Source organism: Pseudomonas sp. SWRI111 (genome assembly GCF_014268555.1).
GTDB lineage: Bacteria > Pseudomonadota > Gammaproteobacteria > Pseudomonadales > Pseudomonadaceae > Aquipseudomonas > Aquipseudomonas hamedanensis.
The window spans coordinates 159,577-185,204 of the sequence record NZ_JABWQQ010000010.1 but is presented as its reverse complement, the minus strand read 5'-3'; the positions used below and the strand labels follow the sequence as shown (position 1 = coordinate 185,204).

Here is a 25,628-nt window from a genome sequence, read left to right as displayed (position 1 = left end):
GGCTCTGAGATCAAGAGCGGTACTCGAGCTTGCGCTCATTGTGTTGAGTGGTGAGAAGCAAAAGCGGTCTGCTTTGCTCTGGTTTGGTTTTGCTCTTCTGTGGGAGCGAGCCTGCTCGCGAAGGCGGCCTGACAGCCGACCTGTTTCTTGAGGATGAACTCGAGCCAATTGTAGGAGTGAGCCTGCTCGCGATGGCGGCCTGTCAGCCCAGCCATTTTTGACAGGCTGCACACGGTTCAAATGTGGGAGCGTGCTTGCTCGCGAAGAGGCCCGCGAAGTCACCCCGGCTCTATTTGCCCACCCCCACATTCGCATACAAATAATCCGTCGCCAACGAAGCCAGTGTCCTGACCCCGACTACTAGCGCCGACTCGTCCACAAAGAACCCGGGATTGTGATTGGGTGCGGCCTTGCTCATGTCTTGATCTCTCGGGGTGACGCCCAGAAACACAAACAATCCCGGCGCTTCCTTGGCAAAAAACGAAAAGTCTTCAGCGCCGCCCACCAGCGGCCCTTGCACCACGTCATCCTTGGCGGCCCATTTCAGGGTGGGCAGCATTTTTTCCGTCAGCGCCGGGTTGTTAATGGTCGGGTCGTATTTTTCGATGATGGTGACGTCGGCTTTTGCGCCGCCGCTTTCGGCGATTTTTTCAACGGTCTGGCGGACGTCGGCGTGCAGTTTCTGGCGGATGCCATAGTCGTAGGAGCGGATCGTCCCGGTCATGTCGACCGATTCGGGAATGATGTTGTAACGCGTCCCGCCATTGATGGTGCCGATGCTCACCACCGAGGGATAGGAGGAGATGTCGGTGCGGCGGCTGACCACGGTTTGCAGGCCGACCAGGGTTTGCGCGCCGACGGTGATCGGGTCGATGCCGTCCCAGGGGCGGCCGGCGTGGGTTTGTTTGCCGAGGATTTTGATGCGCAGGTCGTCGGAGCTGGCCAGGGTCGGGCCGGGGCGGTAGGCGATCTGGCCGGCGGGGATGCCGGCCCAGACGTGCAGGCCGAAGACCGCGTCGGGTTTTGGCGATTTCATCACGCCTTCCTGCACCATCATTTTTGCCCCCCAGGTGTTTTTGCCGTCGGGGATGAAATCGCTGGGGCCTTCTTCGGCGGGCTGGAAATAGAACACCACGGTGCCGGGCAAGGTCTCGCGCATGCCCGTCAGAATTTTCGCGGCACTGAGCAGGATCGCGGTGTGGGCGTCATGGCCGCAGGCGTGCATGACGTCGACTTCCTTGTCCAGATAAGTGCCCTTGGCTTTCGAGGCGAATGGCAGGTTGGACACTTCTTTGACTGGCAGGGCGTCCATGTCAGCGCGCAGGGCCACGGTCGGGCCGGGCAGGGCGCCCTTGAGGATGGCGACCACGCCGGTGCGGGCGACGCCGGTTTTCACCTCAAGGCCCATTGCCTCGAGCTGCTTGGCGACCAGTTCGGCGGTGCGTTTTTCAGTGTTGCCGAGTTCCGGGTGGGCGTGCAGGTCGCGACGGGTTTCCAGCAGTTGCGGCTCCAGCTTCTGCGCCTGTTCGGCAATTTCCGAGCGGGTGCTTTCCAAAGTGGCAGCGCCGGCGTGGCCTGCGATCAGGCTGAGCAAAACGGTCTGGGCAATGCGCGTCAGTTGCATCGGATTCTCCTTGATTATTGTTGTCGGGCTTCCTTGCCTGTGACTGCGGCGGCGCGCTTGAGTGCTATTCCTTTGGCTGACCGCCACCGGCTGTGATCACTTGTACGCTCATGCGCGGAGTTGCCAGATCCAGCCCGGCTTCATCCAGATGTCGTTTCAAAGACAGATTGAAAGCCCGGGACACTTCCCACTGCTTGATCGGCGCGGTCTTGAACCGTGCGCGCAGGATCGCGCTGCCGGATTCGAAACTCTCTACACCCTGAATTTCCAGTGGCGACCAGATGTTGCGTCGCTGCAACGGGTCGGTGCGCATTTTCTGGCCGACTTCGCGCATCAGTTTGATCGCGTCGTCGATTTCCATGTTGTACGGCACCGCGACGCGGAAGATTGCGTAGCCGAATTCCCGCGAGTAGTTCTTGATGCTTTTGATTTCGCTGAACGGAATGGTGTGGACGATGCCGTCGATGTCGCGCAGGCGCACGGTGCGAATGGTCAGGCCTTCGACGGTGCCGAGGTGGCCGCCGACATCGACGTAATCATCAATGGCCAGCGAGTCCTCGATGATGATGAACAGCCCGGTGATCAGGTCGGCGACCAGCGACTGCGCACCAAAACCAATGGCCAGGCCGATCACACCGGCACCGGCCAGCAGTGGCGTGACGTTCATGCCCATATTCGCCAGCGCGACGATCAACGCGATGATGAAAATCGCCACGAACAGGACGTTGCGGATCAGCGGCATCATCGTCTGCGCGCGAGCATTGGCCAGGCCTTTGCGTGAGCGGGTGAGGGCGTGGTGCACGGCGGTGTCGGCGAGGATCCAGATCAGCCAGGAGAAAATCAGCGTGCCAATCAGGCTGAACAGCTTGACGCTGATGTCATGACCTTCGCCGTCGGCAAAGGCGATCAGCGACTGGCCCCAGACGCGCAGGCCCAGTTCGATGAACAGCAGCCACACCAGCAGGTGCGCGAGGGTGTAGAAGAAGTTTTTCAGTCGCTCCGAGTACAGCGCATGACGTTTCGGCCCGCGTTGCGGCTTCAGCGAATGGCGACGCACGAGGCCGTTGATGACCATGCACAAGACCAGCAAAACCGTGCAGATCAGTGACTGGCGCAACGCCGTGCTGGTGTCGCCGGCGGAGACGAAGGTGGCGAACAGCGAGACGCCGACCAGCACCAGCGCCGGTACGTACCAGAAGGTCCCAAGAATTTCGATGGTGTCGCTGAGGGCGCGGCGCGTCAGGCGTCGAGACAACGGCTGGTTGCGGATCAGATGCGCAATCGGTCGGCGGAAGCGCAGAATGAACAGCCCGGTCGAGAGGGCGGCGAGTACATTGGCGGTGGTCGCGGCGGTATGGGCCAGGTGCACGCCCAGGCTTTCGATCAGGCGCGGATCGCTCAATGCCTCACCGAACGCGGCAAAGCTGCCGATCAGCCATAAAGGTCGAAAAGCCTGATGGCGCAGGATGTACAGCGCGCGATGGCGGTGCGGGCCATCGAGCAGGGAAAAGGCAATCACGCAGATCGCCGAGAAACAGGTGCCGACCACCAACGCATAGGCCAATACCATCGCCAGGCTCTTGCCCAATGACGAGGGCAGCGCATAGCTCATGTAGACGGTCATCACCAGCGCGATCAGCCACGGTCCGAGCTTGCGCAGCGCGAAGCGCAGCATGTCGAGGGCCTTGGGGTGTTGCGGCAGTTCTTCGGTGAGACCGAAGCGCAGGCGCACGCGGTGACCCAGCCAGATCAGGGCGGCAGCGAGCAGGCTCCACAGCATCAGTATCATGGCGAAGCCGAAGATGATCGGCAGCCATTCGGTGGCCGGCAGCAACATGCCGGTCAGTTCGTCCTTGGCCAGATCGATCTCGTTGGACCAGCGGGTGATCGGGCTGTCGGCGCCGGAAAACTGTTTTTCGAAGTTGGCCAGGGTGCCGCCGATCAGGCCCAGCACACCTTCTTCCGGCGCGGCCTGGGCTTGTTTCGTAGCGTCGCGCAGCTTCTTCAGGTCGCTGAGCAGTTGTGCGCGTTGCTTGTCGTTTTCCAGCGACTTGATGACTTCATCCAGCGACTGACCGAGGGGTTCCTGGGCTTCTGGTTGCGGCTTGGAAGTATTGAGCAGGCCGGGCAAACCGACCGCTTGTGCGGGCGCCAGCGGCAGCAGCGTCATCAGGCAGACAAGAAACAGACCGGGCAAAGCGAAAAGACGAGCAAACACCAGGGGACAACCTCGCGAGGGGCGGATGCGCTGGAGTGTACGAGGCCCTATGGCGCAATGCGAGCCGGGCTCGGTCATTCGTTCAGTTTGGCGAGGATCTTGTAGACCACGGTGGCGAGGATCATCAGCATGCCGACCCACATGGCGAAGACACCGGCGTTCTTGTCACGGAAATTGAAGCCGATGGCCAGCAGGATCATTCCCGAGAGAATCGGGACAAGCATGGCGTGGAAGGAAGACATCGAAATCATGGAGACGGCCTTGTCTGGGAGGGATGGTTGCAGTCTAGGCGGGTTTTCGAAGCGGGGGCGTGATGTGGCTCAGGAATGCTTTAAGTCAGTGGGGTATTTGGTGTCTGATCCGGCGCTTTCGCGAGCAGGCTCGCTCCCACATGTTGGAATGCAACTTGTGGGAGCGAGCCTGCTCGCGAAGCTTTTCAGCCATTACGGCAATTCGCGACTGGCATAGAACGCGCTGAGCACTTTGACCAGGTGCGCCAGGTCATGGCTGCCGCACAGTTCGCGGATCGAGTGCATGGCGAAGGTCGGCAGGCCGATGTCGACGGTGCGCACGCCCAGATGACTGGCAGTGATCGGGCCGATGGTCGAGCCGCAGCCCATGTCGCTGCGCACCACGAAGCTCTGCACCGGGACTTCCTCGGCCATGCACAGATGGCGGAAGAAACCGGCGGTTTCGCTGTTGGTGGCGTAGCGCTGGTTGCTGTTGACCTTGATCACCGGGCCGGCGTTGAGTTTCGGGCCGTGGTTGGCGTCGTGCTTTTCGGCGTAGTTGGGGTGCACGCCGTGGGCGTTGTCGGCCGAGACCAGCAGGGATTTCTGGATGGTGCGGACGAACTCGTCACCGTCCGGCAGCACGCGGCGCAGGGTCTGTTCGAGCATCGGGCCGTCGGCGCCGCAGGCCGAGCAGGAGCCGACCTCTTCGTGGTCGTTACACACCAATACGCAGGTTTCGTCGGTTTCGGCAGTGAGCAAGGCTTGCAGGCCGGCATAGCACGACAGCAGGTTATCCAGGCGTGCACCGGCAATGAAATCGCCGTTCAGACCAATCACCGCAGCGCTTTGCGTGTCGTAGAAACTCAGCTCGTAATCCAGCACCACGTCGGCGTTCAGTCCGTGTTCGCGGGCCAGTTGATCGGTGAGCACCGCGCGGAAGTCGACACGCTCGTCACCGGCGAATTGCGCGAGGATCGGCGGCAACTCGGTCTGGGCATTGATCGCCCAGCCCTGATTGGCTTCACGGTTGAGGTGAATCGCCAGGTTGGGAATGATCGCGATCGGCGCCTTGAAGTCGATCAACTGGCTCTCGACCTTGCCGTCTCGGCGGAAGGTTACACGGCCGGCCAGCGACAGGTCGCGGTCGAACCACGGCGCCAGCAGTGCGCCGCCGTAGACTTCGACGCCCAGTTGCCAGAAGCCCTGGCGCTGCAATTCCGGCTGCGGCTTGACCCGCAGGCAGGGGCTGTCGGTGTGTGCGCCGACCAGACGAATGCCGCCGTGCAAGGGCGAGTTGCGGCCCATTTTGATCGCGACGATCGAGGAATCATTACGGGTGACGTAGTAGCGGCCGTTGGCCTCGGTGGTCCAAGGCTCGCGCTCGTCGAGGCGCACGTAGCCGGCGGCCTCCAGGCGTTGAACGAGACTGGCGGTGGCGTGGAACGGGGTAGGGGAGGCCTTGAGAAAATCGATCAGGCCCTGGTTCAACTCTGCGCGCATAAGAAACTCCAGACAGCAATGGGCGGGAGTTTAACGTATTGGCCGGACAATTGAATCCGATGCAGATCCTTGTGGGAGCTGGCTTGCCAGCGATTGCGGTCTTGAAGCCGGCCGATCATTGTCAGGCTGACGCAATTCAGTGTGGGAGCGGGCTTGCTCGCGAAGGCGGTGGATCAGGAACACGCGGGTTGACTGACACATTGCTTTCGCGAGCAAGCCCGCTCCCACAGTTTTGATCGCGTTGGCCGTCAAAACGGCGCCGGGCACTCGAAGCGCAGGCGTTCGCCGGTTTGCGGATGGGTGAAGCCGAGCATGCTCGCGTGCAGGCACAGACGTGGCCAGGCCGCCAGCGCCTGCTCGTGGGCATAGAGCCCGTCACCGAGCAGCGGATGGCCGATCGACAACATGTGCACGCGCAATTGGTGCGAACGGCCGGTGATCGGCGTCAGCTCGACGCGACACCAGTCGCCGCAACGCTCCAGCACCTTCCAGAACGTCAGCGCATGTTTGCCGAATTCATGATCGACCACATGCCGTGGCTTGGTCGGCGGGTCGTAACGCAGGGGCAAATCGATGCTGCCGCTGTCCAGTTCCGGCTGACCCCAGGCCAGCGCGGTGTAGGCTTTTTCGGTTTCGCGGTCATGAAACTGCCGCGACAGTTCGCGATGAGTGTCGGCATCACGGGCCAGCAGGATGATGCCGGAAGTTTCCCAGTCCAGGCGATGGACGATGCGCGCTTCCGGGTAACCGTTTTCCTGCAGGCGGGTGATCAGGCAGTCCTTGTTGTCGTCGGCGCGACCGGGCACCGAGAGCAGCAACGTCGGTTTGTCGACCACCAGTACGGCGGCGTCCTGATGAATGATGCGGATGTTGGACAGCGGCATTAAAACAGCCTCGTAACAAATGCCAACGGCGGCTCAGGGCCATTCCGCAAGGGGAATGGCCCTGAGCCGCCGTCGTACCTGCCGGATCGACTCAGCGATCGGGCAGGGTGATGTTGAGTTCCAGAATCGAGCAACTGCCCTGGCTTTCCAGTGCAACGTGTACGTCGTCGTTGCCGATGTTGACGTACTTGCGGATCACGTCGACCAGTTCCTTTTGCAAGGCTGGCAGGTAATCCGGCGTGCTGCGCTGGCCGCGCTCATGCGCCACGATGATCTGCAGACGCTCTTTCGCTACCGAGGCGGTACTTGGCTTTTTGTTGGCACGAAAGAAGTCAAAAAGGTTCATTACCTACCTCCAAACAGGCGCTCGAAGAATCCCTTCTTCTCGACATCGAGGAATCGGTGGGCTTTTTCTTTGCCCAGCAAGCGGTCGACGGTATCGCTGTACGCCTGACCGGCATCGCTCTGGTCGTCGAGAATCACTGGCACGCCCTGGTTGGACGCCTTGAGCACGGCCTGGGATTCCGGGATCACGCCGAGCAAAGTCACCGAGAGGATTTCCTTGACGTCTTCAACGCCGAGCATCTCGCCCTTTTCAACACGCTCCGGGTGGTAGCGGGTGATCAGCAGGTGTTCCTTGATCGGGTCTTCGCCACGTTCGGCGCGGCGCGATTTGCTCGCCAGCAGGCCGAGCATGCGGTCCGAGTCACGTACCGAGGAGACTTCCGGGTTGGTCACGACAATCGCTTCATCGGCGAAGTACATGGCCAGGTGCGCGCCTTTCTCGATGCCCGCCGGGGAGTCGCAGACGACAAACTCGAATTGCTCCTTGAGCTCCATCAGGACTTTTTCCACGCCTTCGACGGTCAGTGCGTCTTTGTCGCGGGTCTGGCTGGCGGCCAGCACGTAAAGATTTTCCAGGCGCTTGTCTTTGATCAAGGCCTGTTGCAGGTTGGCTTCGCCGTTGACCACGTTGACGAAGTCATACACTACGCGGCGCTCGCAACCCATGATCAGGTCGAGGTTACGCAAGCCCACGTCGAAGTCGACGATCACTGTTTTGTGGCCGCGCAGAGCGAGGCCGGTACCGATAGCGGCGCTGGTGGTGGTCTTACCCACACCACCCTTGCCGGATGTAACCACGAGAATCTTGGCCAAGGTGTTTCACCCCTAAGGAAGAAGGACTGTTCAGCCCCTGAAAAACATCTCTTGAAAACTACTGCAGTCGGACAGCCTTGGCTGGAATTTGGCTTTTGGCCTTTTTCCTACTTCGTTTGAGCCGTTTTCGCTACGTTTTAGAGATGCTTGGAAAATGCGGCAGTATCCGTTAAAGCCGAATGATGTTCAACACGTCGCCCGATAGGCTGACCTGGACGCCCGAGCCCCACATCGGATCGCGACGCAAATCTTCGGAGACCTTGTAATGCCCGGCGATGGAGATCAGTTCAGCGCTCAATTGCTGACAGAAAATCCGTGCCTTGGTGTCACCTTTGACGCCGGCCAGCGCCCGGCCACGCATCGGACCGTATACATGGATGTTGCCATCGGCGAGAAGTTCCGCCCCCGGACTGACCGAAGAGACCACCACCAGATCGCCACCCTGGGCATAAATCTGCTGGCCACCACGTACTGGCGTGGTGATCACGCGGGTCGGTTTGACGGTCGGCTCAGGCGGTTTTTCCGGTTTCTTTTTGACTTCGGCTTCGGGCATTTCCAGCGGTCGCTCGCGGGCGCCCGAGGGCGGCAGCACGGGGATGTCGATGGCGATGGCGGCGGCGATGTCTTCGATGCGACTGGCGCGAATCGCCAGGGTGCGCAGGCCATGCTGGCGGCAGACGCGCATCAGTCCCGGCAAGTCGACGGCGCCCTGATTGGGCGGCAGTTTGTCCAGCGCCAGGACCAGCGGTGCATTACTGAAAAAATTGGGCGCCTGGGCGACTTTCGCGGCCAATTGCCGATCGAGGCTTTCGAGGTCGTTACGGGCCAGTTCCAGCACAGTGATGGCCAGCATGCTGCCCTTGAGCTGGAATACGGGATCTTGGTCTAACGGGTCGGTTTGGCTCATGTCGGCATACAACGGCTTGTCACTAAAAGTGCCGAGACTTATAACGAGAACGCCCGCGGGCCGCAAGCCGGGTCGAACGATGTAGAATGCGCGGCCACTGTATTTACGGAAGCTTTATGGATCGCCCGCGTTTTCGAAAAGCATTTCTCTCGCCACGCTTCTGGCCGCTCTGGTGCGGCCTGGGGCTGCTGTGGCTGATCGTGCAATTGCCGTATCCGGCGCTACTGACCATCGGTCGAGTTCTGGGGGCATTGATGTATCGCGTGGCCGGCGACCGACGGGCCATTGCCCGGCGCAATCTCGAATTGTGCTTCCCGGAAAAGTCCGCCGCCGAGCGCAAACGCCTGCTCAAGGAAAACTTTGCCTCCACCGGCATCGCCTTTTTCGAGATGGCGATGAGCTGGTGGTGGTCCCGCGAGCGTCTGGCGAAGCTGGCCCATGTCGAAGGCCTGGAGCATTTGCAAAAGGCTCAGCGCGAAGGCAAGGGCGTGATTCTCATGGCGGTGCACTTCACCACCCTGGAAATCGGCGCGGCCCTGCTCGGCCAGCAACACACCATTGATGGCATGTACCGCGAGCACAAGAATCCGTTGTTCGACTTCATTCAGCGGCGTGGCCGTGAGCGGCATAACCTCGATTCCCTCGCGGTGGAGCGCGACGACGTGCGCGGCATGCTCAAGTTGCTGCGCGCCGGCCGGGCGATCTGGTACGCGCCGGATCAGGATTACGGCGCCAAGCAGAGCATCTTTGTGCCGCTGTTCGGCATCCAGGCCGCGACCGTGACGGCGACGACCAAGTTTGCCCGTCTGGGCAAAGCCCTAGTGGTGCCGTTCACTCAGGAGCGTCTGGCCGATGGCAGCGGTTATCGGTTGGTGATTCACCCGCCGCTGGAGGATTTCCCCGGTGAGAGCGAAGAAGCCGATTGCATCCGCATCAATCAGTGGGTTGAAGGTGCCTTGCGCGCCTGCCCCGAGCAGTACTTGTGGGCGCATCGCCGCTTCAAGAGCCGTCCACCAGGCGAACCGAAGCTGTACCCGAAACGCGGTTGATTCATCTGACTTTTTAAACTCGATGGAGTGGTGCGATGAGCCCGGCTGAACCGGTCACAGGGTTGATTCTTTCCGGCGGCGGGGCTCGGGCGGCGTACCAGGTGGGCGTGCTGGCGGCGATTGCCGAGTTGCTGCCGTTGGGCGCGGACAATCCGTTTCCAGTGATCGTCGGCACCTCGGCCGGGGCGATCAACGCCGTCAGCCTCGCCAGCGGCGCCACCGACTTTCGCGCTGCCGTCGAACGCCTGACCCTGTTCTGGCAGGGCTTTCGCAGCCATCGCGTGCTGCGCAGTGACTGGCCTGGCGTGATCCGTCAGGCCAGTCGTTTTGTCAGCCATAGCCTGCTCGGCATCGGCCGGCAGATGCCGGTGGCGCTGCTCAACAGTTCGCCGCTGCGCGAATTGCTCGATGAAAAACTGCACCTGCCCGGCATCGCCGAGGCCATCGCGCGCAAACAACTGCACGCAGTCGCGGTGACCGCGTTCGGCTACGAATCGGGGCAGGCGGTGACGTTCTATCAGGGCGGTGGCACCATCGACGCATGGCTCCGACATCGGCGCATTGGCGTGCCGACGCAACTTTCGGTTGATCATCTGTTGGCCAGTTCGGCGATTCCGTTGCTGTTCGCGCCAGTGAAAATCGGCGAGGAGTATTTCGGCGATGGCGCGGTTCGGCAGTCGGCGCCGATCAGCCCGGCGTTGCATCTGGGCGCGAGTCGGGTGCTGGTGGTCGGCGTCAGTGGCAACCCGCGCGGCGGCGATCCGCAAGCGCCGCTGGAACGCACCGGTACCGGCCAGCAACCGACGCTGGCGCAAATCGGCGGGCACATGCTCAACAGCACGTTCATCGATTCTCTGGAAAGCGATATCGAGTTATTGCAGCGTCTGAACCAGTTCAGCCGCCTGCTCCCCGATGGCACGCCGACCCGCGAACTGGGCGTGGCGCCAGTGGAGGTGCTGGTGATTTCCCCGAGCCAGCCGATCGACGAAATCGCCGCGCGGCATCGTCAGGAATTGCCGGCGGCGCTGCGTCTGTTTTTGCGTGGACCGGGAGCGACCAAGACCAGCGGGGCGGGGGTGTTGAGTTACCTGCTGTTCGAAGCGGGGTATTGCAGCGAATTGATCGATCTGGGGCGGCGTGATGCGTTGGCCAAGCGCGGGGAATTGTGCCGGTTTCTCGGGATATCCGAAGCGGTGGTTCCCGCATGAAATTGCGGTGAGCCTATTCGCGAGCAAGCTCGCTCCCACAGGGTTTTGCATCGAATGCGTAATTGCAGTCAACATAGAACCACTGTGGGAGCGGGCTTGCTCGCGAAGGCGTCGGTGAGGACGCCGCCGGATCAGAAGTGGAACTTGACCAGGAAGCTGGTAGTGCTCTGATCGGTCTTGAAGTACTGGCTGTCCTTGATTCCGTACTTGTCCGACCAATAATCGTATTCCACACCCACATACAACTGCTTCTCGCCGACATTCAGCGCCTTGCCCAAGTCGTATTTGATTTGCGGGTTGAAGTGCAGGTTGGCGTGGTAGTCGCCCTTGGCGTTGGAGTCGTTGTCGACCACCCAGTCCATGAAACCGTCGATCAGGATGTTCGATTTGCCCACCGGGAGGGTGTAGGACCAAACCGGGGTGATCTGCCAGACGTTGTCGCCCGCACGTGCGCCCTGGGTGTGACGTTGATAGAAGTTCAACTGGAAGTAGTCGAAGCCCGGGATCGCCAGGTCGAAGCCTGGACCGATCAGGTACGACTCGGTGTCGCCTTCACCGAACTCATAAGTCATGGCCAGCAACACGTCAGTCACCGGGCCGAAGGCCAGTTTCTGATCGAAGATCTTGCCGAACGACAGGCGCGGGCTGAGCTCACCGTAGTAAGTGTTGGAACCGACGCCGCCGTCTTCCTTGCCGTTGTAGAAGATCTTGTCGATGAACAGGAAGTTGTCCCCATACTTCCAGGCATCGGCGTGCTCGAAGGTCACGGTCTGCTGAATGCGCGGGTTGACCTGGAAGTCCTTGCCATAGAGGTAGGTCAGGCTGTTGTTCTGCCACTGCAGCAGGCCTTCGGCCATGGCCTGGCCGCCGGCGAACATCGATCCGGCCAGCATCAGGCTGGTGCACATACGTTTCATTCGGTTGCTCCCAAAGTAGGTGTTCCAGGTTATTTTTTTAAGATCGGCGCTCTGATGTGGCGCCTTTTTTCGTACCGCAAAATTCATCCGATCGGTCAGCTTTGAATGCTGGTAGCAAAAGCTGCGCCAAGGCTTTCGGAAAAACAAAAAACGCCCGTTCGGCTGCTGAAAAACAGTCGATCGAGCGTGTTTTCGGGATGCCTCAGTGCTGACCGGGGCCGGGATAAGTTGGCTTTTCGGTCAGGAATTAAATCCGGGCTTTTTTTTAGACCGAATTCAGAAGGCCGCGGAGAATACTGACTCCTCGGCCAGCGCTCAAGTGCCCCGCAACAGAGCAGCGACGACAGGCATGGGGCACGGTTGCGGGCCATCTTAGAAGTGCACCTTCAGCAGCAGGCTGGCGGTGTTCTGGTTGGTGTCGAATGAGTGGGTATTTTCGACGCCGTATTTGTTCTTCCAGTAGCTGTACTCGGTGCCGACGTACACCTGTTTCTGACCCCAGCCCAGCGCTTTGCCCAGGTCGTATTTGATCTGCGGGTTGATGTGCAGGTTGGCGTGGTAAGTGCCTCGCGAGTTTTCATCGTTATCGACGACCCAGTCGAGGTAGCCGTCGATGAGCACATCGGAATTGCCCAGCGGGAAGCTGTAGGACCAGCCCGGCGTGATTTGCCAGACGCCGTCGCCGGGCCGCGGACCTTCGGTCTGGCGGCGGAAAATGTTCAGGGTGACGTAGTTGAAGCCGGGCACTTTGAGGTCGAAGCCGGGGCCGATCAGGTAGGCCTCGCTTTCACCTTCGCCGTACTCGTAGGTCATCGCCAGCAGCACGTCCTTGATCGGGCCGAACTCGAGCTTGCGGTCGAAGATCTTGCCGAAAGAAAAGCGCGGGGTGAACTCGCCGTAGAAGGTGTGTGGACCTTTGTTCTGATCTTCCTTGCCGTTGTAGAAGATCTTGTCGACGAACAGAAAGTTGTCGCCATACTTCCATTTGTCGGCGTGTTCGAAGGTGACCGTCTGCTGGTACGACGGGTTGATCGCGAAATTTTTGCCGTACAGGTAGGTGAGGCTGTTGGTCTGCCACAGCAGCAGGTCGCCGGCCATGGCTTGACTGGCGGCCAGCAGGCCGCCACCCAACAGAACGTTGGTGTGCGTGCGAATCATCTGTTGCTCCCTCTTGTTTTTATTTTTAAGGCACAGAGTTGCGATCCCTTGTAGGCCTTCGCCTGCTCGCGATAGCGGTGAATCAGTCAACAGTGATGTCTGGGCTGATGACGCAATCGCGAGCAGGCTCACTCCTACAGGAGGGAATTGGTGTGGCGGTCAGTGAGCATGGCAATCGTTGATCGCCGCACGCTCCTTGCCGCCGAGGATGTTGAACAGCAGGTTCAGCGTCAGCGCGCTGAGGGTGGCCATGGCGATGCCGCTGTGGGTGATCGGGCTCATCCACATTGGCAGATGGGCGAAGAACTCCGGGCGCACCACGGGGATCAGGCCCATGCCGATACTCACCGCGACGAGCAACTGGTTGCGGCGATCACCGATATCGGCTTCCTGCAGAATCTTGATGCCGGTGGCAGCGACCATGCCGAACATCGCAATCGCCGCGCCGCCCAACACTGCCGGTGGAATCGATGCCACCAGAAACGCCGCTTTCGGCAGCAGGCTGAGGACGATCAGCAGACCGCCGGCGACGATGGTCACCGAACGGCAGCGCACACCGGTCATCTGCACCAGGCCGATGTTCTGCGCGAACGAGGAGTGGGTGAAGGTGTTGAAGAATCCGGCGAAAAACGACGCGCCGGCATCGCACAGCAAGCCGCGGCGCAGCATGCGCGGGCAGACTTCCTGGCCAGTGATCTTGCCCAGCGCGAGGAACATCCCGGTGGACTCGACGAAGATGATCACCACCACCAGGCACATCGACAGAATCGGCGCGAGCTCGAACTTGGGCATGCCGAAATGCAGCGGGGTGACGAACTGAACCCACGGTGCGGCGGCCATGCCGCTCAGGTCGACCATGCCGATCACGCCGCAGAGCACGTAGCCCAGGCACATGCCGATCAGCACGGAAATGTTCACCCAGAAACCGCGCATGAAGCGGTGAACCAGCAGGATGGTTGCGAGCACCAACGCGGCAATGGCCAGATAAATTGGCGAGCCGAATTGCGCCGCGTCGGCACCGCCTCCGGCCCAGTTCACGGCCACGGGGAACAGCGATAAACCGATCGAGGTGATGACCGTGCCGGTCACCAGAGGCGGAAAGAAGCGCACGACTTTGGACATGAACGGGGCGATGATCATGCCGAAGAAACCGGCGGCGATCGTTGCGCCGAAGATGCCTTGCAGGCCGATGCCGGGCATGCCGGCCATGGCGACCATGCTGCCGACCGCGGCGAAACTGGCGCCCATCATCACTGGCATGCGAATGCCCATCGGGCCGATGCCAAGCGACTGCACAATGGTGGCGATGCCGGCAACCAGCAGGTCGGCGTTGATCAGGAAGGCAATTTCTTCACGACTCAGGCCTGCGGCCTGTCCGATGATCAGCGGCACCGCGATGGCACCGCCGTACATCAGCAGAACATGTTGCAAACCGACCAGGATCAGTTGCAAAAGGGGCAAACGCTGAATGGCGGGTGCGTCGGGGATGCGCGCTTTGGACAGCTCGGACATGCAACACCTCGGATCTTTTTTATTCTTGTGATTAACAGCTGCCGGGTTGCTTGCAGCTGTTTCTTTGCATCATTCGTATGTGTGGCCAGGGGATTTTGTGGCGAGGGGATTTATCCCCGATGGGCTACGAAGTAGCCCCAAACCCTGCGATCGCAATACATCAGGCAGATGGCAATTGCAGTTTTTGCGACGGCTGCGCCGCCGATCGGGGATAAATCCCCTCGCCACAGGTAAATCCTCAAGCACAGGCAAATTCCTTCACCTCAAAAAGCCTGTTTTTACACAGGCTTTGGTGTGGCTTAGTGGGTCTGCGCTCCCTGGGCAATCCAGGCACCGATCAGGTCACGTTCCTGCTGGGTCATCTGGGTGATGTTGCCCAGTGGCATGATCTGCGTGGTGATGGCTTGCGCCTGAATGCGCGCGGCGTTCTGGCGGATTTGCTCGGGGGTGTCGAGTATCACACCCGCCGGCGCTGCGCTGAACAACGGGCTGGTCGGTTTGGCCGAGTGGCACACCGTGCAACGCTCTTGAATCACGTGGTGCACTTTGTCGAAACCGGGTCCGGCATTGGCGGCTTGCGCCGGAGCTGCTGCTGGCGCTGCGGGCGCCGCCGGTTGAGCTGCGTCAGCCGGTTTCGCGCCACCGCCCAGTGCCGTTTCCGGCAGCGGCTGGTACTCGATTTTTGCCGCAGCTTTTGCCACGTCAGGTGCGGTCGCCATCGGCGCCGGGCCGGTGACATACGCCAGACTGATCATGCCCACCGCTGCCACTGGCAGGGTCCAGGCAAATTTGTGACTGTCGTGACGGGTGTTGAAGTAGTGACGCACCAACACCGCCAACACCGCGATCCCGGCCAGGATCAACCAGTTGTACTGGCTGCCGTAGGTGCTCGGGAAGTGGTTGCTGATCATGATGAACAGCACCGGCAGGGTGAAGTAGTTGTTGTGTCGCGAACGCAGCAGACCCTTGGCCGGCAGCGCCGGATCGGGCGTGCGGTTCTCGGCAATCGCCGCGACCAGTGCACGTTGCGCCGGCATGATGATACGGAACACGTTGCCGACCATGATGGTGCCGATGATCGCGCCGACGTGCAGATACGCACCGCGACCGCTGAACACTTTGCTGAAGCCATAGGCCGCGGCGATGATCAGCACGAACAGGATGAAACCGAGCAGGGCGGGTTTTTTGCCCAGGGCCGAATCGCAGAGGAAGTCGTAGACGAACCAGCCAACCACCAGCGAACCGATACCGATGGCCACGCCTTCAGGACCACTGAGGCCGCTGCCGGGGGCAACAAGATAGAGCACAGGATTGGAGTAGAACACCACGCACAGCAGCGCGATCCCCGACATCCAGGTGAAGTAGGCTTCCCATTTGAACCAGTGCAGGTTGTCCGGCATGGACGGTGGGGCCAGTTTGTATTTTTCCAGGTGGTAGATCCCGCCGCCGTGGATCGCCCACAAGTCACCGGCCAGACCGGTTTTCGGGTTGACGCGGTTGAGGTTGTTCTCCAGCCAGACGAAGTAGAACGACGCGCCGATCCAGGCCACGCCAGTGATCATGTGAACCCAGCGCACGCTCAGGTTCAGCCATTCCAACAGATGTGCTTCCACAGTCTTTACCTCTCGCCTGTCACTCTTGTTGTCGAGTGATCAGACCTTCTCTTATTGGTGGGGGGCGAGGATCAAACGCTCATCCTCTTTGAAAAAATGCTCATCGCAGTTATTGCCTGTGCCACTGCGATCAACCACCAGGAAGTCATCCCGCTTTTCGATCGTCAGCACCGGGTGGTGCCAGACGCCGCGATGGTAATTGATGCCCTGCCTGCCGTTGGTGACGAAGGCGCGGACCAAGCCTGATACAGGTTCATCGCCAAGTGGCGCGACCACGATCAGAAAGGGGTTGCCGAGCAGCGGAATGAAAGCCTGGCTGCCCAGCGGATGGCGTTCCAGCATGCAAACGGTCAGCGGCATGTCCTGCGCGTCGGCGCGGAAAATGCTGATGATCGCGTTGTCCTCAGGCTGTGCGGTTTCGACCGTCGCCAGTTTGTGGAAGCGCATGGTCGAACCGTTGTTGATCATGAAGTGATCGCTGCCGTCGGTTTCGATCACGTCACCGAAAGGGGCGAAGGCTTCTTTGGTCAGCGGTTCAATCTGTAGTGTGCGCATGCTGTTCTTCTTATCCAGATCTGTGTTGACTGTTCTGACGCCTTCGCGAGCAAGCTCGCTCCCACAGGGGAATGCATTCCAAATGTGGGAGCGAGCTTGCTCGCGAATGGCTTCACTGCTTATTTAGCGACCTTGCCCAGTACTCGCAGGCGACTCACGCCGCCGTCCGGGAACACGTTCAGGCGGATGTGGGTGATCGGGCCGAGTGCCTTGATCTGCTCGACGAAGGTGTGTTCGGCGTGCATTTCCAGCTTCTGGCTTGGCAGCAATTCGCGCCAGAACAGCGACTGCGTTTCGATCTGGCTGTCAGTGCCGCCCTTGACGAACGCGCCCTGGATCGAGCAAGTGTCCGGGTAGTTGCCTTTGAAGTGCAGGGTGTCGACGACGATCTTTTCGATCTCGCCCGGATGGCCCAGCGCGACGATGACCCAGTCATTGCCCGGCGTGCGACGACGCGCGGTTTCCCAGCCGTCGCCCATGTTGATGCCACGGCCCGGGTTGAGGATGTTGCTCATGCGGCCGAAGTGTTCGTCGGAGCAGGCGAGGGCGCGACCGCCGTTCAGGGCAGCAGCCAGATCCACTTGTTCGTTATCGCCAACCGCCGACCAGTCGCGGAACGGAACGCCGTACACGCGCAGACGCGCAACACCGCCGTCCGGGTAGATGTTGAAACGCAGGTGGCTGAACGCCTCGGTGTTGCTGATTTCATGGTAGTGGTGGCTGTTGCCTTGCAGCTCGACGGCCGACAGCACTTCAGTCCACTGGGTGTTTTCATCAGGCTCGCCCGAAGCCAGGAAGCAGGCTTCCAGCGAGGCCGACGGCGGGTAGTTGCCGGTGAAGAATGAAGTGTCGATGTCCACGCCTTTGATCGAGCCCGGTACGCCCAGACGGATCACCGCGCTGTCGAAACCTTCGAAGCGCTTGCGGCGCGATTCCCAGCCGTCCATCCACTTGCCGTTGTCATCGAACACGCCCTCCTTCCACACGGCCGGAGTCGGTTGAAACAGACGATTGGCGTCTGCGAACCAGTCATCGGTGACCGAAATGATCTTGGTGCCCAGACGGGCATCGGCCAGGTTGACGTATTTTTCGAAAGGTACGGCGTAAGCTTTCATTCTTCTTGTCTGCCTTTGATAAGTTGGCTGGGGATGCTTGCAGGGCCCTGGGCGATTACGCGTTCATTCACGCTCGGGCCAGGCTTGCTAAAGGGTCAGTAAACGGAACAGGGCAATCTTGTTGATCTCCGCCAGCGCGCACTTGAACTCGGCTTCCACCGAATGGTTGATGCGCGTTTCGAACGCCGCGAGGATCTGATGCCGGTTGCTGCCTTTTACCGCCATGATGAAGGGAAACTTGAACTTGGCTTTGTAGGCGTCGTTCAGCTCGGTGAAGCGCTGGAACTCTTCGGCCGTGCATTGGTGAATACCGGCGCCAGCCTGTTCATGGGTGCTGGCTTCGGTCAACTGGCCCTGGACGGCGGCTTTGCCGGCCAGGTCCGGGTGAGCGTTGATCAGTGCCAGCTGGCTGGCATGATCGGCGCTCAACAGGATGTCGCTCATGCGCTGGTGCAGGGTTTCGATCTCGTCGATCGAAGCGTCCGTACCGAGGTCGTAGGCCTTTTCGGCCACCCATGGCGAATGTTCGTAGATGTCGGCGAAGGCTTTGACGAAAGCGTCGCGGCTCAGGGTCGACGGTTGCAGGGTTTGAAAACGGCTCATTTTGCAGTCCCTTGGTACGGGTGGGTTTCGTGCCAGTGGCGTGCGATGTCGACGCGACGGCTGAACCACACCTGTTCATGACTTTTGGCGTATTCGATAAAGCGCTTGAGCGAAGCGAGGCGACCGGGGCGACCGATCAGGCGGCAGTGCAGACCGATCGAAAGCATTTTCGGCGCCTCGGCGCCTTCGGCGTAAAGTACGTCGAAGGCATCTTTGAGGTATTCGAAGAAATCGTCACCCTTGTTAAAACCCTGCACCTGGGTGAAGCGCATGTCGTTGGTATCGAGGGTGTACGGAATCACCAGGTGCGGCTTGCCGGTCGGGTTGTTCGGCTCCCAGTACGGCAGGTCGTCGTCGTAGGTGTCGCAGTCGTAGAGGAAACCGCCTTCTTCCATCACCAGGCGACGGGTGTTCGGGCCGGTGCGGCCGGTGTACCAGCCCAATGGGCGCTCACCGGTGAGTTCGGTGAGGATGCGGATCGCTTCGAGCATGTGCTCGCGTTCCTGCGCTTCGTCCATGTACTGGTAGTCGATCCAGCGATAGCCGTGGCTGCAGATCTCGTGACCGGCCTCGACCATCGCACGGATCACGTCCGGGTGACGCTGGGCGGCCATGGCCACGGCGAAGATGGTCAGCGGGATGTCGAATTCCTTGAACAGTTTCAGAATCCGCCAGACGCCGGCGCGGCTGCCATACTCATAAAGCGATTCCATGCTCATGTTGCGCGCGCCTTGCAGCGGCTGAGCGGCCACCATCTCGGACAGAAAGGCTTCGGATTCTTTGTCACCGTGCAGGATATTGCGCTCGCCGCCTTCTTCGTAATTGAGTACGAACGACAGGGCGATGCGGGCATTGCCCGGCCAGTGTGGGTGAGGAGGGTTACTGCCGTAACCGATCAGGTCGCGAGGGTAGTCAGCGCTCACTGCAGTCTTCCTTCTTGTTCGTTGACAGGTGGGTGTGGCGGCCTGCAAGGCTGGCGTCACAGCGATGGGCTGATTGTATACAACTTTATCGCCAATTTGTAAGCCTGAATTTTCGCATTTTTCGCCGGCTGTCATCTTTTACGGTTAACGGTTCAAGCCTGCAAGAAACCTGCCTGACCAGTCAGCTAATGAACAGAAGGTTCAATGATCAGGCGCTTTGCCTGTGAATTGGCGATAAAGGCCGGGTTGGCGGGGCCGCGACGAAAAATGTCGTTTTTATTGTGTACAATTTTTTTGAAAAGTGTCTTAATCAGTCGCTCGCCGCAGCTTTTCGTGCTCCGAATCGGTGCGGTCTCCTTTTTATCTGACTTCGGGAGGCGCGAAGTCTGACTGCTCAAGGCAGGCAGGCGCGCAGAATCAATGGGACGTTTGACTACACACGTTTTGGACGCTGCACACGGTTGCCCGGGCAGCTCGATCAAGGTCGAGTTGTACCGCGTTGAAGGGTCGCAGCTGGAATTGGTGGCCAGTGCCGTCACCAACAGCGATGGCCGGGTCGATGCGCCGCTGCTGCAAGGCGAGGATTATCGTACCGGCGTTTATCAGCTTCAGTTCCACGCCGGCGATTACTACCGTGCCCGTGGCGTGCAACTGCCCGAGCCGGCCTTCCTCGATGTGGTGGTGCTGCGTTTCGGTATCTCTGCCGAACAGGAGCACTATCACGTGCCCCTGTTGATTTCGCCTTACAGCTATTCCACGTACCGGGGCAGCTGACCCCAAGCGGCTGCCCCCACCGGGAAGCGACTGCGCATATAGCTTCTTTGGTCTTTCGCCCGCTCACACTGCGGGCTTTTTTTATGGCGTAAGCCGAACCCCGCCGGCAGAGCGACGAGGGGGTGGATGCGGCTCAGCGTTCCTTGAGGATGAACACCGAATCGGGCGCGGAATTGACCTTCAGCACGCCGCCGATCAGCCAGACCACTTTGTTCTGTGCCGCCGCAGCGCTCAGGGCATTGAATGCGTCCTTGCCTATTCTGTCCGGCAATTGCGGATCGGCCAGCTCGTTACCGGGCTGGTGGACAAGTCCGACCTTCTCGACTGCACCCAGCTTCAGGAAGAACATCTGGTCATGGCTCGCCCGTTTGAACACCAGCGTGGGCTTGCGATGGTCATGGGTCAGGGGATAGAGGTCGTAGCCGCTGCGGACCAGTAAAGCGCCCAGCAGTCGTCTCAGGTTCAAATCCGAGGGGTAGGTTTTGTAGTGATTCCATTCGATCGCAAAACGCTTTGGATCAAAGATGAGCTGTTGCAACTCACCGGTGCGGCCAGGTGGCAGCACAATGATTTTCCCCTCAGGACGGTCAATCGCTTGCGCAACCGGCAGCATGATCAATGGATCGGCGTAGGCCGGTGTGACCGGAAACGGCTTCTGTTTCCACTGGTGCAGCACCGCCTGAATATTCAGCAGTCCGGTGGCCGTGGCGAGGGGCGAGTTGTCGGCCAGTTCGAAGAGTTTTTTGGCGATGGCTTGTGCGCTGACCTGCGACAGATCCGGAAAGGCCTTAGCGACCGATTGCGTTATGGGTTCATCGAAAAAACGCGTGCCGGGATTGATTTCGCCGGGGTCGTGCCCGATGCGAAAGGTCGCCACTGGCTGCAGGGAAGGGGCTGTGCGCAGCATGTGTTCAAAGGCATCAAAACCGGCTGGGTCGAAGTCAGGGTGCTTCACAAAAAAAGTCGTGAGCGTGCGCGCGGAACCGATCGGCACAACGGGGTAATGAAGCCAGCCCAACTGCACGGTTTCGATTGATGCAGGTTTGTTCAGGTGGCCCCACGGTAGCCAGGAATAGGCCGCGGGTGTAGCGGGTTCTGTAGCTGAGGACGCCGGTGTCGGCTCGTCCAGACGCGGTCGCTTGCTCGGCCCCGCAGAGGGGGCGGATTCATCGACATCGCGCAGGCGCTGCTGATGAGCCGGCTCATGGGATGTCGGATCTGAGGTTTTTTGACGCCACAGCAGGCTGTCGGGAATTCGCTCGAAAAAAATCTCCGGGGCCTCATGGGTGGTCGCAAAGGCTTGCTGATATTGCCCTTCTGGGTTTTTGCGAACCCTGACCGTGCCTTCGGCGGTGTCGACAAAGGTTTGCTTGAGTTTGTTGTAGCGCAGGCCATCCGTTGACGCCTCTGCCTTGGTCAACGATCGGGCATCGTCGGGTAGCAGATAAGTTGGCGCCTGCGCCGTTCCCGAAGTGCTTGCCGGCGTCTGCGTCGCATGCCCGCCCGGTCGCTCAATGCGCCAACTGGCCAGGCCTTCATTCTTCACCAGCAGCGGTCCGGCGACGCCGGGGGCGAAGGTCAGGGGGACGTGATAGTTGCCTTGCGCATTGCGCTCAACCACGAAGCGGCCCTCGGTGCCGAGCTGAGCGTAAGTGCGTTGATCCGGCCCGATAAACAGTCCCGTCTGATCGCCAATGGGTTCCAGTTCGTACAAACGGTGCTGTGGCCAGGCGATTTCATTGCGGGCAGTGCTGAAGCTATCCGCAGCGCGTCCAGGCATCTCGTGGACAACGATAGCGGCAGGGCGAGTCGTTGGCAGCGCAGCGGGGTTTGACAGATCCGAACCCGTCAACGGCTGGCCGCCAGGCGAAGGCAGGTCAGCGGTCGTGACGCGATGGCTGGAAGAGGGATCCGTCGTTCGTGTCGTTACGGAGGCATCGGTGGTTGTTGTCACAGCTGTTCTTTTTGGCGGTTTGGCCATGGGGGAATTCTCGTTCGGATAGGCGTTTTCAAGGCGCGAAGTGGCGCCTCGACACATGTTTCGGGTGCGCGCGTTCAGTGCGCGAAGCCGCTCTCTGAGTACGTGCATGATCGGTCTTGAGCGGGGCGCGACAGGGGAGGCTCGGCCACGTCCAGCAATGACGCTGGCATCACCGTCTGAGGTAGCTGATGGCTGCAACGATTGATGACGTTGAGCTGCGAATGATCAATGCACAGGGTTTCAACGTCCAAGCGCCAGCTGCGCTCGGGGAAGCTGTAACTCAATATCCCCGGGCGGTTATCTGCCACGACGATATTTCGTACATTCAGCACCTTGTCTGCCAGTGCGGTGAAGGGGGGTGGCAGCGGATCTTTCGACGGCGTTGGTGCTTTGAAGAATCGGCCGTCCAGGCCGTCCGGATAGACTCGATCGAAAGACAGGTCGACGGTATGGACCAGCCCTTCTGTGGTGATGACACGGATCTGATCGATGAGATCTTCGCTGTCGTAAACGGGCAGATGAATGGTGCAGGTGCCGATGTGCAGCTTGTTGTTTTCCAGTTTGATCGCTACGGCGCCCAGCGCCGTGGCATCAAGTTCCCAGGTCGACGAGTAGGGCAGTCTGATGGCGGCATTGGCCAAAGCCCCCGGGGTCGAGAGTTTTATCGTCATGTCGGCAACCAGATGCACCAGGTAGGTCGAGCCCTGACCTTCCAGACTCTCCATTGCGGTTTGTGCCGGTAGCGAAGCGAGTTTGGCACAGGCCCGACGTGTACCCAGCCTGTAGGCTTCGTTCTCAGGCAGGTCAAAGGTGAACCGGCCTGTACGCAATGGCATCGGCAGGTTCATTCGGGTGGTCCAGTGCTTCAGCGCGTGCATCTCGTAGTGGTTGTCCGCCGGGGCAACATCGGTTTCGGCTGTCAGTTTTGCATTGAAGGCGACACCGTCATTGAATATCAGAACGATTCTCTGGAGCGGCTTCGCGGCCATGGTTCTGAGGATTTTCGTCATGTTCATCGGGTCGGTGCCGCCACGGGCAAATGCAAAGTGGCGAAGCGTCAGTGTTTTTTCGCCAACCCGATATTGCAGATCACACCCGGCCATCAGGTCGTGGTCCTTGTCGGATTTTCTTGCGGTGAAGTGGGCGTCGGCCTGTTTCAGTTCATCGCTGGCGTAGTCCAGGTAAATTCGCGTAACCGCGTCCCGGCGCTCGACGAATTCAAAGGCGGTGTCCTGCGGCGATCGCGGCAGGTAGTAGCCCGCATCTTGTTGATGCCTGATTGAGTACGTCGGGGTGTAGAGAATGATCGGTTTTTCTGCTTGCCCCTGTTTAACGACGATGATTTCCAGCTCGACGGTCCTGCCATTTTCGAGAGTTTCCGGAAAGTCCGGCATCAGCACGAAACCGTCGCGGGTCATAAACGTCAGTTTGTTGTTCTTCAGAACGGATTGCGTATCGTTGCGGATGTACACGTTTTGCAGGGCAACCACGCTTTTGGGCGAATCCTGAAAATCGAATCGGGACGTAATGATCAGTGCTGTGTTTTCGATGACCCAACTTTCAATCAGGTCCATCCGCCAGTTCAAGACGACAACGCTCTGCTGATCGCCGTCTTCGGTGATCGATATCCGGCCTGCCTGGTGGGCAACGAAATATTCGTCAACGCCTGCCTCGCCCGAGGCTGAAGAACCGCCGTGCAAGAGATGGATCTGGTCGTTGCCCGCGCCTGCCTTTATCGTGTCCCGGCCACGGGACTTAATGATGTTGCGCTGTTCGGTGCCCGTGACAATGGATTGCCCATTGGTCACGGTTTCGATGTTTTCGACACTGTCCAGACGACTGTGGAGGGCGCGTTTTTTTTCACCTGCGACTGTCGGGTCGGCCACCGTTGTATGAAGCGTGCCGGCCGGCAGGTTGACGTCATAGCCTGAACCCTTGGCGCTGGCGCTGTAATCTGCCCCGCCCAGGACCAGAGTGTCGCTGCCTGCGCCACCCTGCAATGTCGAAGCGTCGAGAACGCTACCCCCTTGCCTGAGCAAATCGGCCGCGCCTTCAAAGACGAAACGGTCATCTTTTTCGCCCCCCGTCAGGTGTTTTTTCCCTGACTTGTAGTGGAACGTGTTGGTTTTTTTCTCAACGCCGACGATCGAATCCCGGCCATCGCCGATCAACCACAACACGCCCTTGTTTTCCGCCGCCTTACCCAGTTCTGCACCTGGTGTGCTGGCGGTAACGCCCGCGCGGGCATCGATGGTGTCATCGCCACCTTTTATCTGCGGCACGTTGACGGTTTCCCAGCCATCCTGCTTGGTCCACCAATTGCGCGTCCAGACCTGCTTTTGTGTGAGATATACTTCAAATGTGCCGTTCACGACGGCTTCGGTAGCGTCCTGCAGTTCTCCATCCAGCAACTTCCGGGCGGTCGCTTTTAGCTGTTTCAGGTGTTCGGTCCTGGCTTTTGCCAGGCTATAGCGGTTCTGCACGTCCTGGTCTGGGTTCATGAAACAGAATGAGAACCAGCCGGTACGCCAACGCTCTTCGGTGGTGAGCTCGATGTAATCATCAATGTCATCGACGATTCTCACCGCGCCGTACACCTGTGATCCGATTGCCAGGATTGCTCCCGCCGCGAGACCCACCGGGCCGGCAAAAGAGAATCCGGCCATCGCTGCGCCGCCAAGGATGACGGTCATGGCGGCACTGGTGATACTCAAGCCGGCGCTGACGTAATGATCCAGGGCTTCCTTGCCGGCCGCATTGTCAGCGGCGTTGAGGGACCTGATTGCGGTGTAGATATCGAAAGGAAGCGTCAACGCACCGCCAATCAGGCCTCCGGAGCGGCCCAATCTGACGGCGAATCGGGTTTTGGCAAAATCCTTGTAGGCGGTCTGCCCGGCCGTAATCATCTCGCTGGCCACTTTGTTGACCGCGACATCGGCGGCAATGGACCCAAACTCCGAAGCAATGCCGGCGGTATTAATGACGATCTCGGCGCTGTTATTGCTTTTGATTGCATCGACCACTCCGCGCAATCCCATGAATATGCCAAACCCCTGAATACCCACACTTGAGCCAAGCGTTGCATTGCTCTTGAGTACACCGACCCAGCGCGGGTTGTTCTCGGGAAGATGTGCATGGCGCAAGTCGAGTTTGTGCGCGCTGGTTAGAAGTTTTGAAAGTTTGCGGCGATATTGGCCGGGATCGGCTTGTGTCTCGTCGCTTGACCAGAGGATCGGCGGGGAAGTCAGCGGGCGTCGGCTGGCCAGCTCGAACAAAAGTGTCGTTAACAGATAACTGTCCGGTGCGCTGGCTGTGCGGATCTGTTTGTCTACTTCGTTGGCATTGAACTGCAAGGCGTTGGTGAATGAGCGCCTGGGCGTGCGAAAAAAGGTGTTCTGTCCGGTCAGGGGCTGACCACCAAGGGTGGCGCCCAAAGCGTCGAGTGACACGCGGGTGATTGAAATGGACCCCATCTGCAGGGGGCCGAAGAGGCCATCGGTGATGGTCAGTTGGTCGGTTTTATGTTTGTTTCCGGAATGGCCGGTGGGCTTGTTTTTTGACAGGTCGAGCGTCGATGCATCATGTTCATTAACGCCAATGTCCATGTCGGTAATGATGACGGAGTCGTCGTGTATTAATGCGTCGCTGATAAGCGTGGCCATTTGAACATCCTTGTTCAGGCAGTTTTATTGAAAG

21 protein-coding genes are annotated in these 25,628 nt (G+C 59.7%); 3 read left to right on the top strand and 18 right to left on the bottom strand.

Features of this window, described 5'->3' with window-relative positions; all coding sequences use genetic code 11:
- Positions 1-289: 289 nt before the first annotated feature.
- The 8 genes from HU755_RS14385 to minC all read right to left on the bottom strand — a co-directional run bounded on the left by HU755_RS14385 (position 290) and on the right by minC (position 8,524).
- Positions 290-1,624 (bottom strand): amidohydrolase, encoded by a 1,335-nt coding sequence (locus HU755_RS14385; protein ID WP_186633656.1) that lies wholly within the window; start codon positions 1,622-1,624, stop codon positions 290-292.
- A 64-nt stretch (positions 1,625-1,688) separates the two neighbouring features.
- Positions 1,689-3,842, bottom strand: coding sequence for a mechanosensitive ion channel domain-containing protein (locus tag HU755_RS14380; protein ID WP_186633651.1), 2,154 nt, complete (start codon positions 3,840-3,842; stop codon positions 1,689-1,691).
- A 74-nt stretch (positions 3,843-3,916) separates the two neighbouring features.
- Positions 3,917-4,093 (bottom strand): hypothetical protein, encoded by a 177-nt coding sequence (locus HU755_RS14375; RefSeq protein ID WP_186552479.1) that lies wholly within the window; start codon positions 4,091-4,093, stop codon positions 3,917-3,919.
- A gap of 192 nt (positions 4,094-4,285) precedes the next feature.
- Positions 4,286-5,575, bottom strand: coding sequence for a M18 family aminopeptidase (locus tag HU755_RS14370; protein WP_186551919.1), 1,290 nt, complete (start codon positions 5,573-5,575; stop codon positions 4,286-4,288).
- 248 nt (positions 5,576-5,823) lie between these two features.
- Positions 5,824-6,459, bottom strand: a complete 636-nt coding sequence (locus HU755_RS14365; RefSeq protein WP_186551918.1) for an RluA family pseudouridine synthase — start codon at positions 6,457-6,459, stop codon at positions 5,824-5,826.
- Between the two features lie 91 nt (positions 6,460-6,550).
- Positions 6,551-6,805 carry a cell division topological specificity factor MinE gene (gene minE, locus HU755_RS14360; RefSeq protein ID WP_003223146.1) on the bottom strand — a complete coding sequence of 85 codons (255 nt, stop codon included), beginning with the start codon at positions 6,803-6,805 and terminating at the stop codon, positions 6,551-6,553.
- Positions 6,805-7,617, bottom strand: a complete 813-nt coding sequence (minD, locus tag HU755_RS14355; protein ID WP_007913953.1) for a septum site-determining protein MinD — start codon at positions 7,615-7,617, stop codon at positions 6,805-6,807. Before minD ends, minE begins: the two co-directional genes overlap by 1 nt.
- A 169-nt stretch (positions 7,618-7,786) precedes the next feature.
- Positions 7,787-8,524 carry a septum site-determining protein MinC gene (gene minC / locus HU755_RS14350; RefSeq protein ID WP_186551917.1) on the bottom strand — a complete coding sequence of 246 codons (738 nt, stop codon included), beginning with the start codon at positions 8,522-8,524 and terminating at the stop codon, positions 7,787-7,789.
- A 116-nt stretch (positions 8,525-8,640) separates the two neighbouring features.
- On the opposite strand from minC, the gene HU755_RS14345 reads away from it, so the two are divergent.
- Together HU755_RS14345 and HU755_RS14340 are read left to right on the top strand one after the other, a co-directional pair.
- Positions 8,641-9,573: a lipid A biosynthesis lauroyl acyltransferase gene (locus HU755_RS14345; protein ID WP_186551916.1), complete on the top strand. Its 933-nt coding sequence runs from the start codon at positions 8,641-8,643 to the stop codon at positions 9,571-9,573.
- 35 nt (positions 9,574-9,608) lie between these two features.
- Positions 9,609-10,781 (top strand): patatin-like phospholipase family protein, encoded by a 1,173-nt coding sequence (locus tag HU755_RS14340; protein WP_186633648.1) that lies wholly within the window; start codon positions 9,609-9,611, stop codon positions 10,779-10,781.
- Between the two features lie 131 nt (positions 10,782-10,912).
- Here the strand turns inward: HU755_RS14340 and HU755_RS14335 are convergent, their stop codons facing one another.
- The 8 genes from HU755_RS14335 to puuE all read right to left on the bottom strand — a co-directional run bounded on the left by HU755_RS14335 (position 10,913) and on the right by puuE (position 19,177).
- Positions 10,913-11,698 (bottom strand): outer membrane protein OmpK, encoded by a 786-nt coding sequence (locus HU755_RS14335; RefSeq protein WP_186633645.1) that lies wholly within the window; start codon positions 11,696-11,698, stop codon positions 10,913-10,915.
- 372 nt (positions 11,699-12,070) lie between these two features.
- A complete protein-coding gene (locus HU755_RS14330) occupies positions 12,071-12,856 on the bottom strand; it encodes an outer membrane protein OmpK (protein WP_186633642.1) in 786 nt (261 codons plus the stop codon).
- A 159-nt stretch (positions 12,857-13,015) separates the two neighbouring features.
- Complete coding sequence (locus HU755_RS14325; RefSeq protein ID WP_186633639.1) at positions 13,016-14,368, bottom strand: nucleobase:cation symporter-2 family protein; 1,353 nt, start codon at positions 14,366-14,368, stop codon at positions 13,016-13,018.
- A gap of 299 nt (positions 14,369-14,667) precedes the next feature.
- On the bottom strand, positions 14,668-15,981 hold the full coding sequence (locus HU755_RS14320) for a urate hydroxylase PuuD (RefSeq protein ID WP_186551911.1): 1,314 nt from the start codon (positions 15,979-15,981) through the stop codon (positions 14,668-14,670).
- 51 nt (positions 15,982-16,032) lie between these two features.
- Entirely contained in the window at positions 16,033-16,536 is a 504-nt protein-coding gene (locus tag HU755_RS14315; protein ID WP_007913973.1) for an ureidoglycolate lyase, read from the bottom strand.
- Positions 16,537-16,655: 119 nt separating this feature from the next.
- A complete protein-coding gene (alc, locus tag HU755_RS14310; RefSeq protein WP_186551910.1) occupies positions 16,656-17,651 on the bottom strand; it encodes an allantoicase in 996 nt (331 codons plus the stop codon).
- Between the two features lie 87 nt (positions 17,652-17,738).
- The gene (uraD, locus tag HU755_RS14305; protein WP_186633636.1) at positions 17,739-18,254 is read right to left on the bottom strand and encodes a 2-oxo-4-hydroxy-4-carboxy-5-ureidoimidazoline decarboxylase; all 516 of its coding nucleotides are present in this window, start codon (positions 18,252-18,254) and stop codon (positions 17,739-17,741) included.
- A complete protein-coding gene (gene puuE, locus HU755_RS14300) occupies positions 18,251-19,177 on the bottom strand; it encodes an allantoinase PuuE (RefSeq protein WP_101157499.1) in 927 nt (308 codons plus the stop codon). The genes uraD and puuE overlap by 4 nt, the downstream gene beginning before the upstream one ends.
- A gap of 420 nt (positions 19,178-19,597) precedes the next feature.
- On the opposite strand from puuE, the gene uraH reads away from it, so the two are divergent.
- Positions 19,598-19,951, top strand: coding sequence for a hydroxyisourate hydrolase (uraH, locus tag HU755_RS14295; protein WP_186633633.1), 354 nt, complete (start codon positions 19,598-19,600; stop codon positions 19,949-19,951).
- Positions 19,952-20,084: 133 nt separating this feature from the next.
- Here uraH and HU755_RS14290 read toward each other — a convergent pair whose 3' ends face one another.
- Positions 20,085-21,932, bottom strand: coding sequence for a hypothetical protein (locus tag HU755_RS14290; RefSeq protein ID WP_186633630.1), 1,848 nt, complete (start codon positions 21,930-21,932; stop codon positions 20,085-20,087).
- Between the two features lie 74 nt (positions 21,933-22,006).
- Positions 22,007-25,594, bottom strand: coding sequence for a calcium-binding protein (locus HU755_RS14285; protein WP_186633628.1), 3,588 nt, complete (start codon positions 25,592-25,594; stop codon positions 22,007-22,009).
- Between the last annotated feature and the right edge of the window lie 34 nt (positions 25,595-25,628).

Excerpts from the sequence above, each read along its gene's own strand:
- minC (WP_186551917.1), bottom strand. The coding sequence starts at position 8,524 with ATGAGCCAAACCGACCCGTTAGACCAAGATCCCGTATTCCAGCTCAAG.
- HU755_RS14290 (WP_186633630.1), bottom strand. The coding sequence starts at position 21,932 with ATGGCCAAACCGCCAAAAAGAACAGCTGTGACAACAACCACCGATGCC.
- alc (WP_186551910.1), bottom strand. The coding sequence starts at position 17,651 with ATGAAAGCTTACGCCGTACCTTTCGAAAAATACGTCAACCTGGCCGAT.
- HU755_RS14370 (WP_186551919.1), bottom strand. The coding sequence starts at position 5,575 with ATGCGCGCAGAGTTGAACCAGGGCCTGATCGATTTTCTCAAGGCCTCC.
- minE (WP_003223146.1), bottom strand. The coding sequence starts at position 6,805 with ATGAACCTTTTTGACTTCTTTCGTGCCAACAAAAAGCCAAGTACCGCC.
- HU755_RS14325 (WP_186633639.1), bottom strand. The coding sequence starts at position 14,368 with ATGTCCGAGCTGTCCAAAGCGCGCATCCCCGACGCACCCGCCATTCAG.
- HU755_RS14285 (WP_186633628.1), bottom strand. The coding sequence starts at position 25,594 with ATGGCCACGCTTATCAGCGACGCATTAATACACGACGACTCCGTCATC.
- HU755_RS14385 (WP_186633656.1), bottom strand. The coding sequence starts at position 1,624 with ATGCAACTGACGCGCATTGCCCAGACCGTTTTGCTCAGCCTGATCGCA.
- HU755_RS14375 (WP_186552479.1), bottom strand. The coding sequence starts at position 4,093 with ATGATTTCGATGTCTTCCTTCCACGCCATGCTTGTCCCGATTCTCTCG.
- HU755_RS14365 (WP_186551918.1), bottom strand. The coding sequence starts at position 6,459 with ATGCCGCTGTCCAACATCCGCATCATTCATCAGGACGCCGCCGTACTG.
- HU755_RS14335 (WP_186633645.1), bottom strand. The coding sequence starts at position 11,698 with ATGAAACGTATGTGCACCAGCCTGATGCTGGCCGGATCGATGTTCGCC.
- HU755_RS14330 (WP_186633642.1), bottom strand. The coding sequence starts at position 12,856 with ATGATTCGCACGCACACCAACGTTCTGTTGGGTGGCGGCCTGCTGGCC.
- uraD (WP_186633636.1), bottom strand. The coding sequence starts at position 18,254 with ATGAGCCGTTTTCAAACCCTGCAACCGTCGACCCTGAGCCGCGACGCT.
- HU755_RS14315 (WP_007913973.1), bottom strand. The coding sequence starts at position 16,536 with ATGCGCACACTACAGATTGAACCGCTGACCAAAGAAGCCTTCGCCCCT.
- HU755_RS14340 (WP_186633648.1), top strand. The coding sequence starts at position 9,609 with ATGAGCCCGGCTGAACCGGTCACAGGGTTGATTCTTTCCGGCGGCGGG.
- uraH (WP_186633633.1), top strand. The coding sequence starts at position 19,598 with ATGGGACGTTTGACTACACACGTTTTGGACGCTGCACACGGTTGCCCG.
- HU755_RS14345 (WP_186551916.1), top strand. The coding sequence starts at position 8,641 with ATGGATCGCCCGCGTTTTCGAAAAGCATTTCTCTCGCCACGCTTCTGG.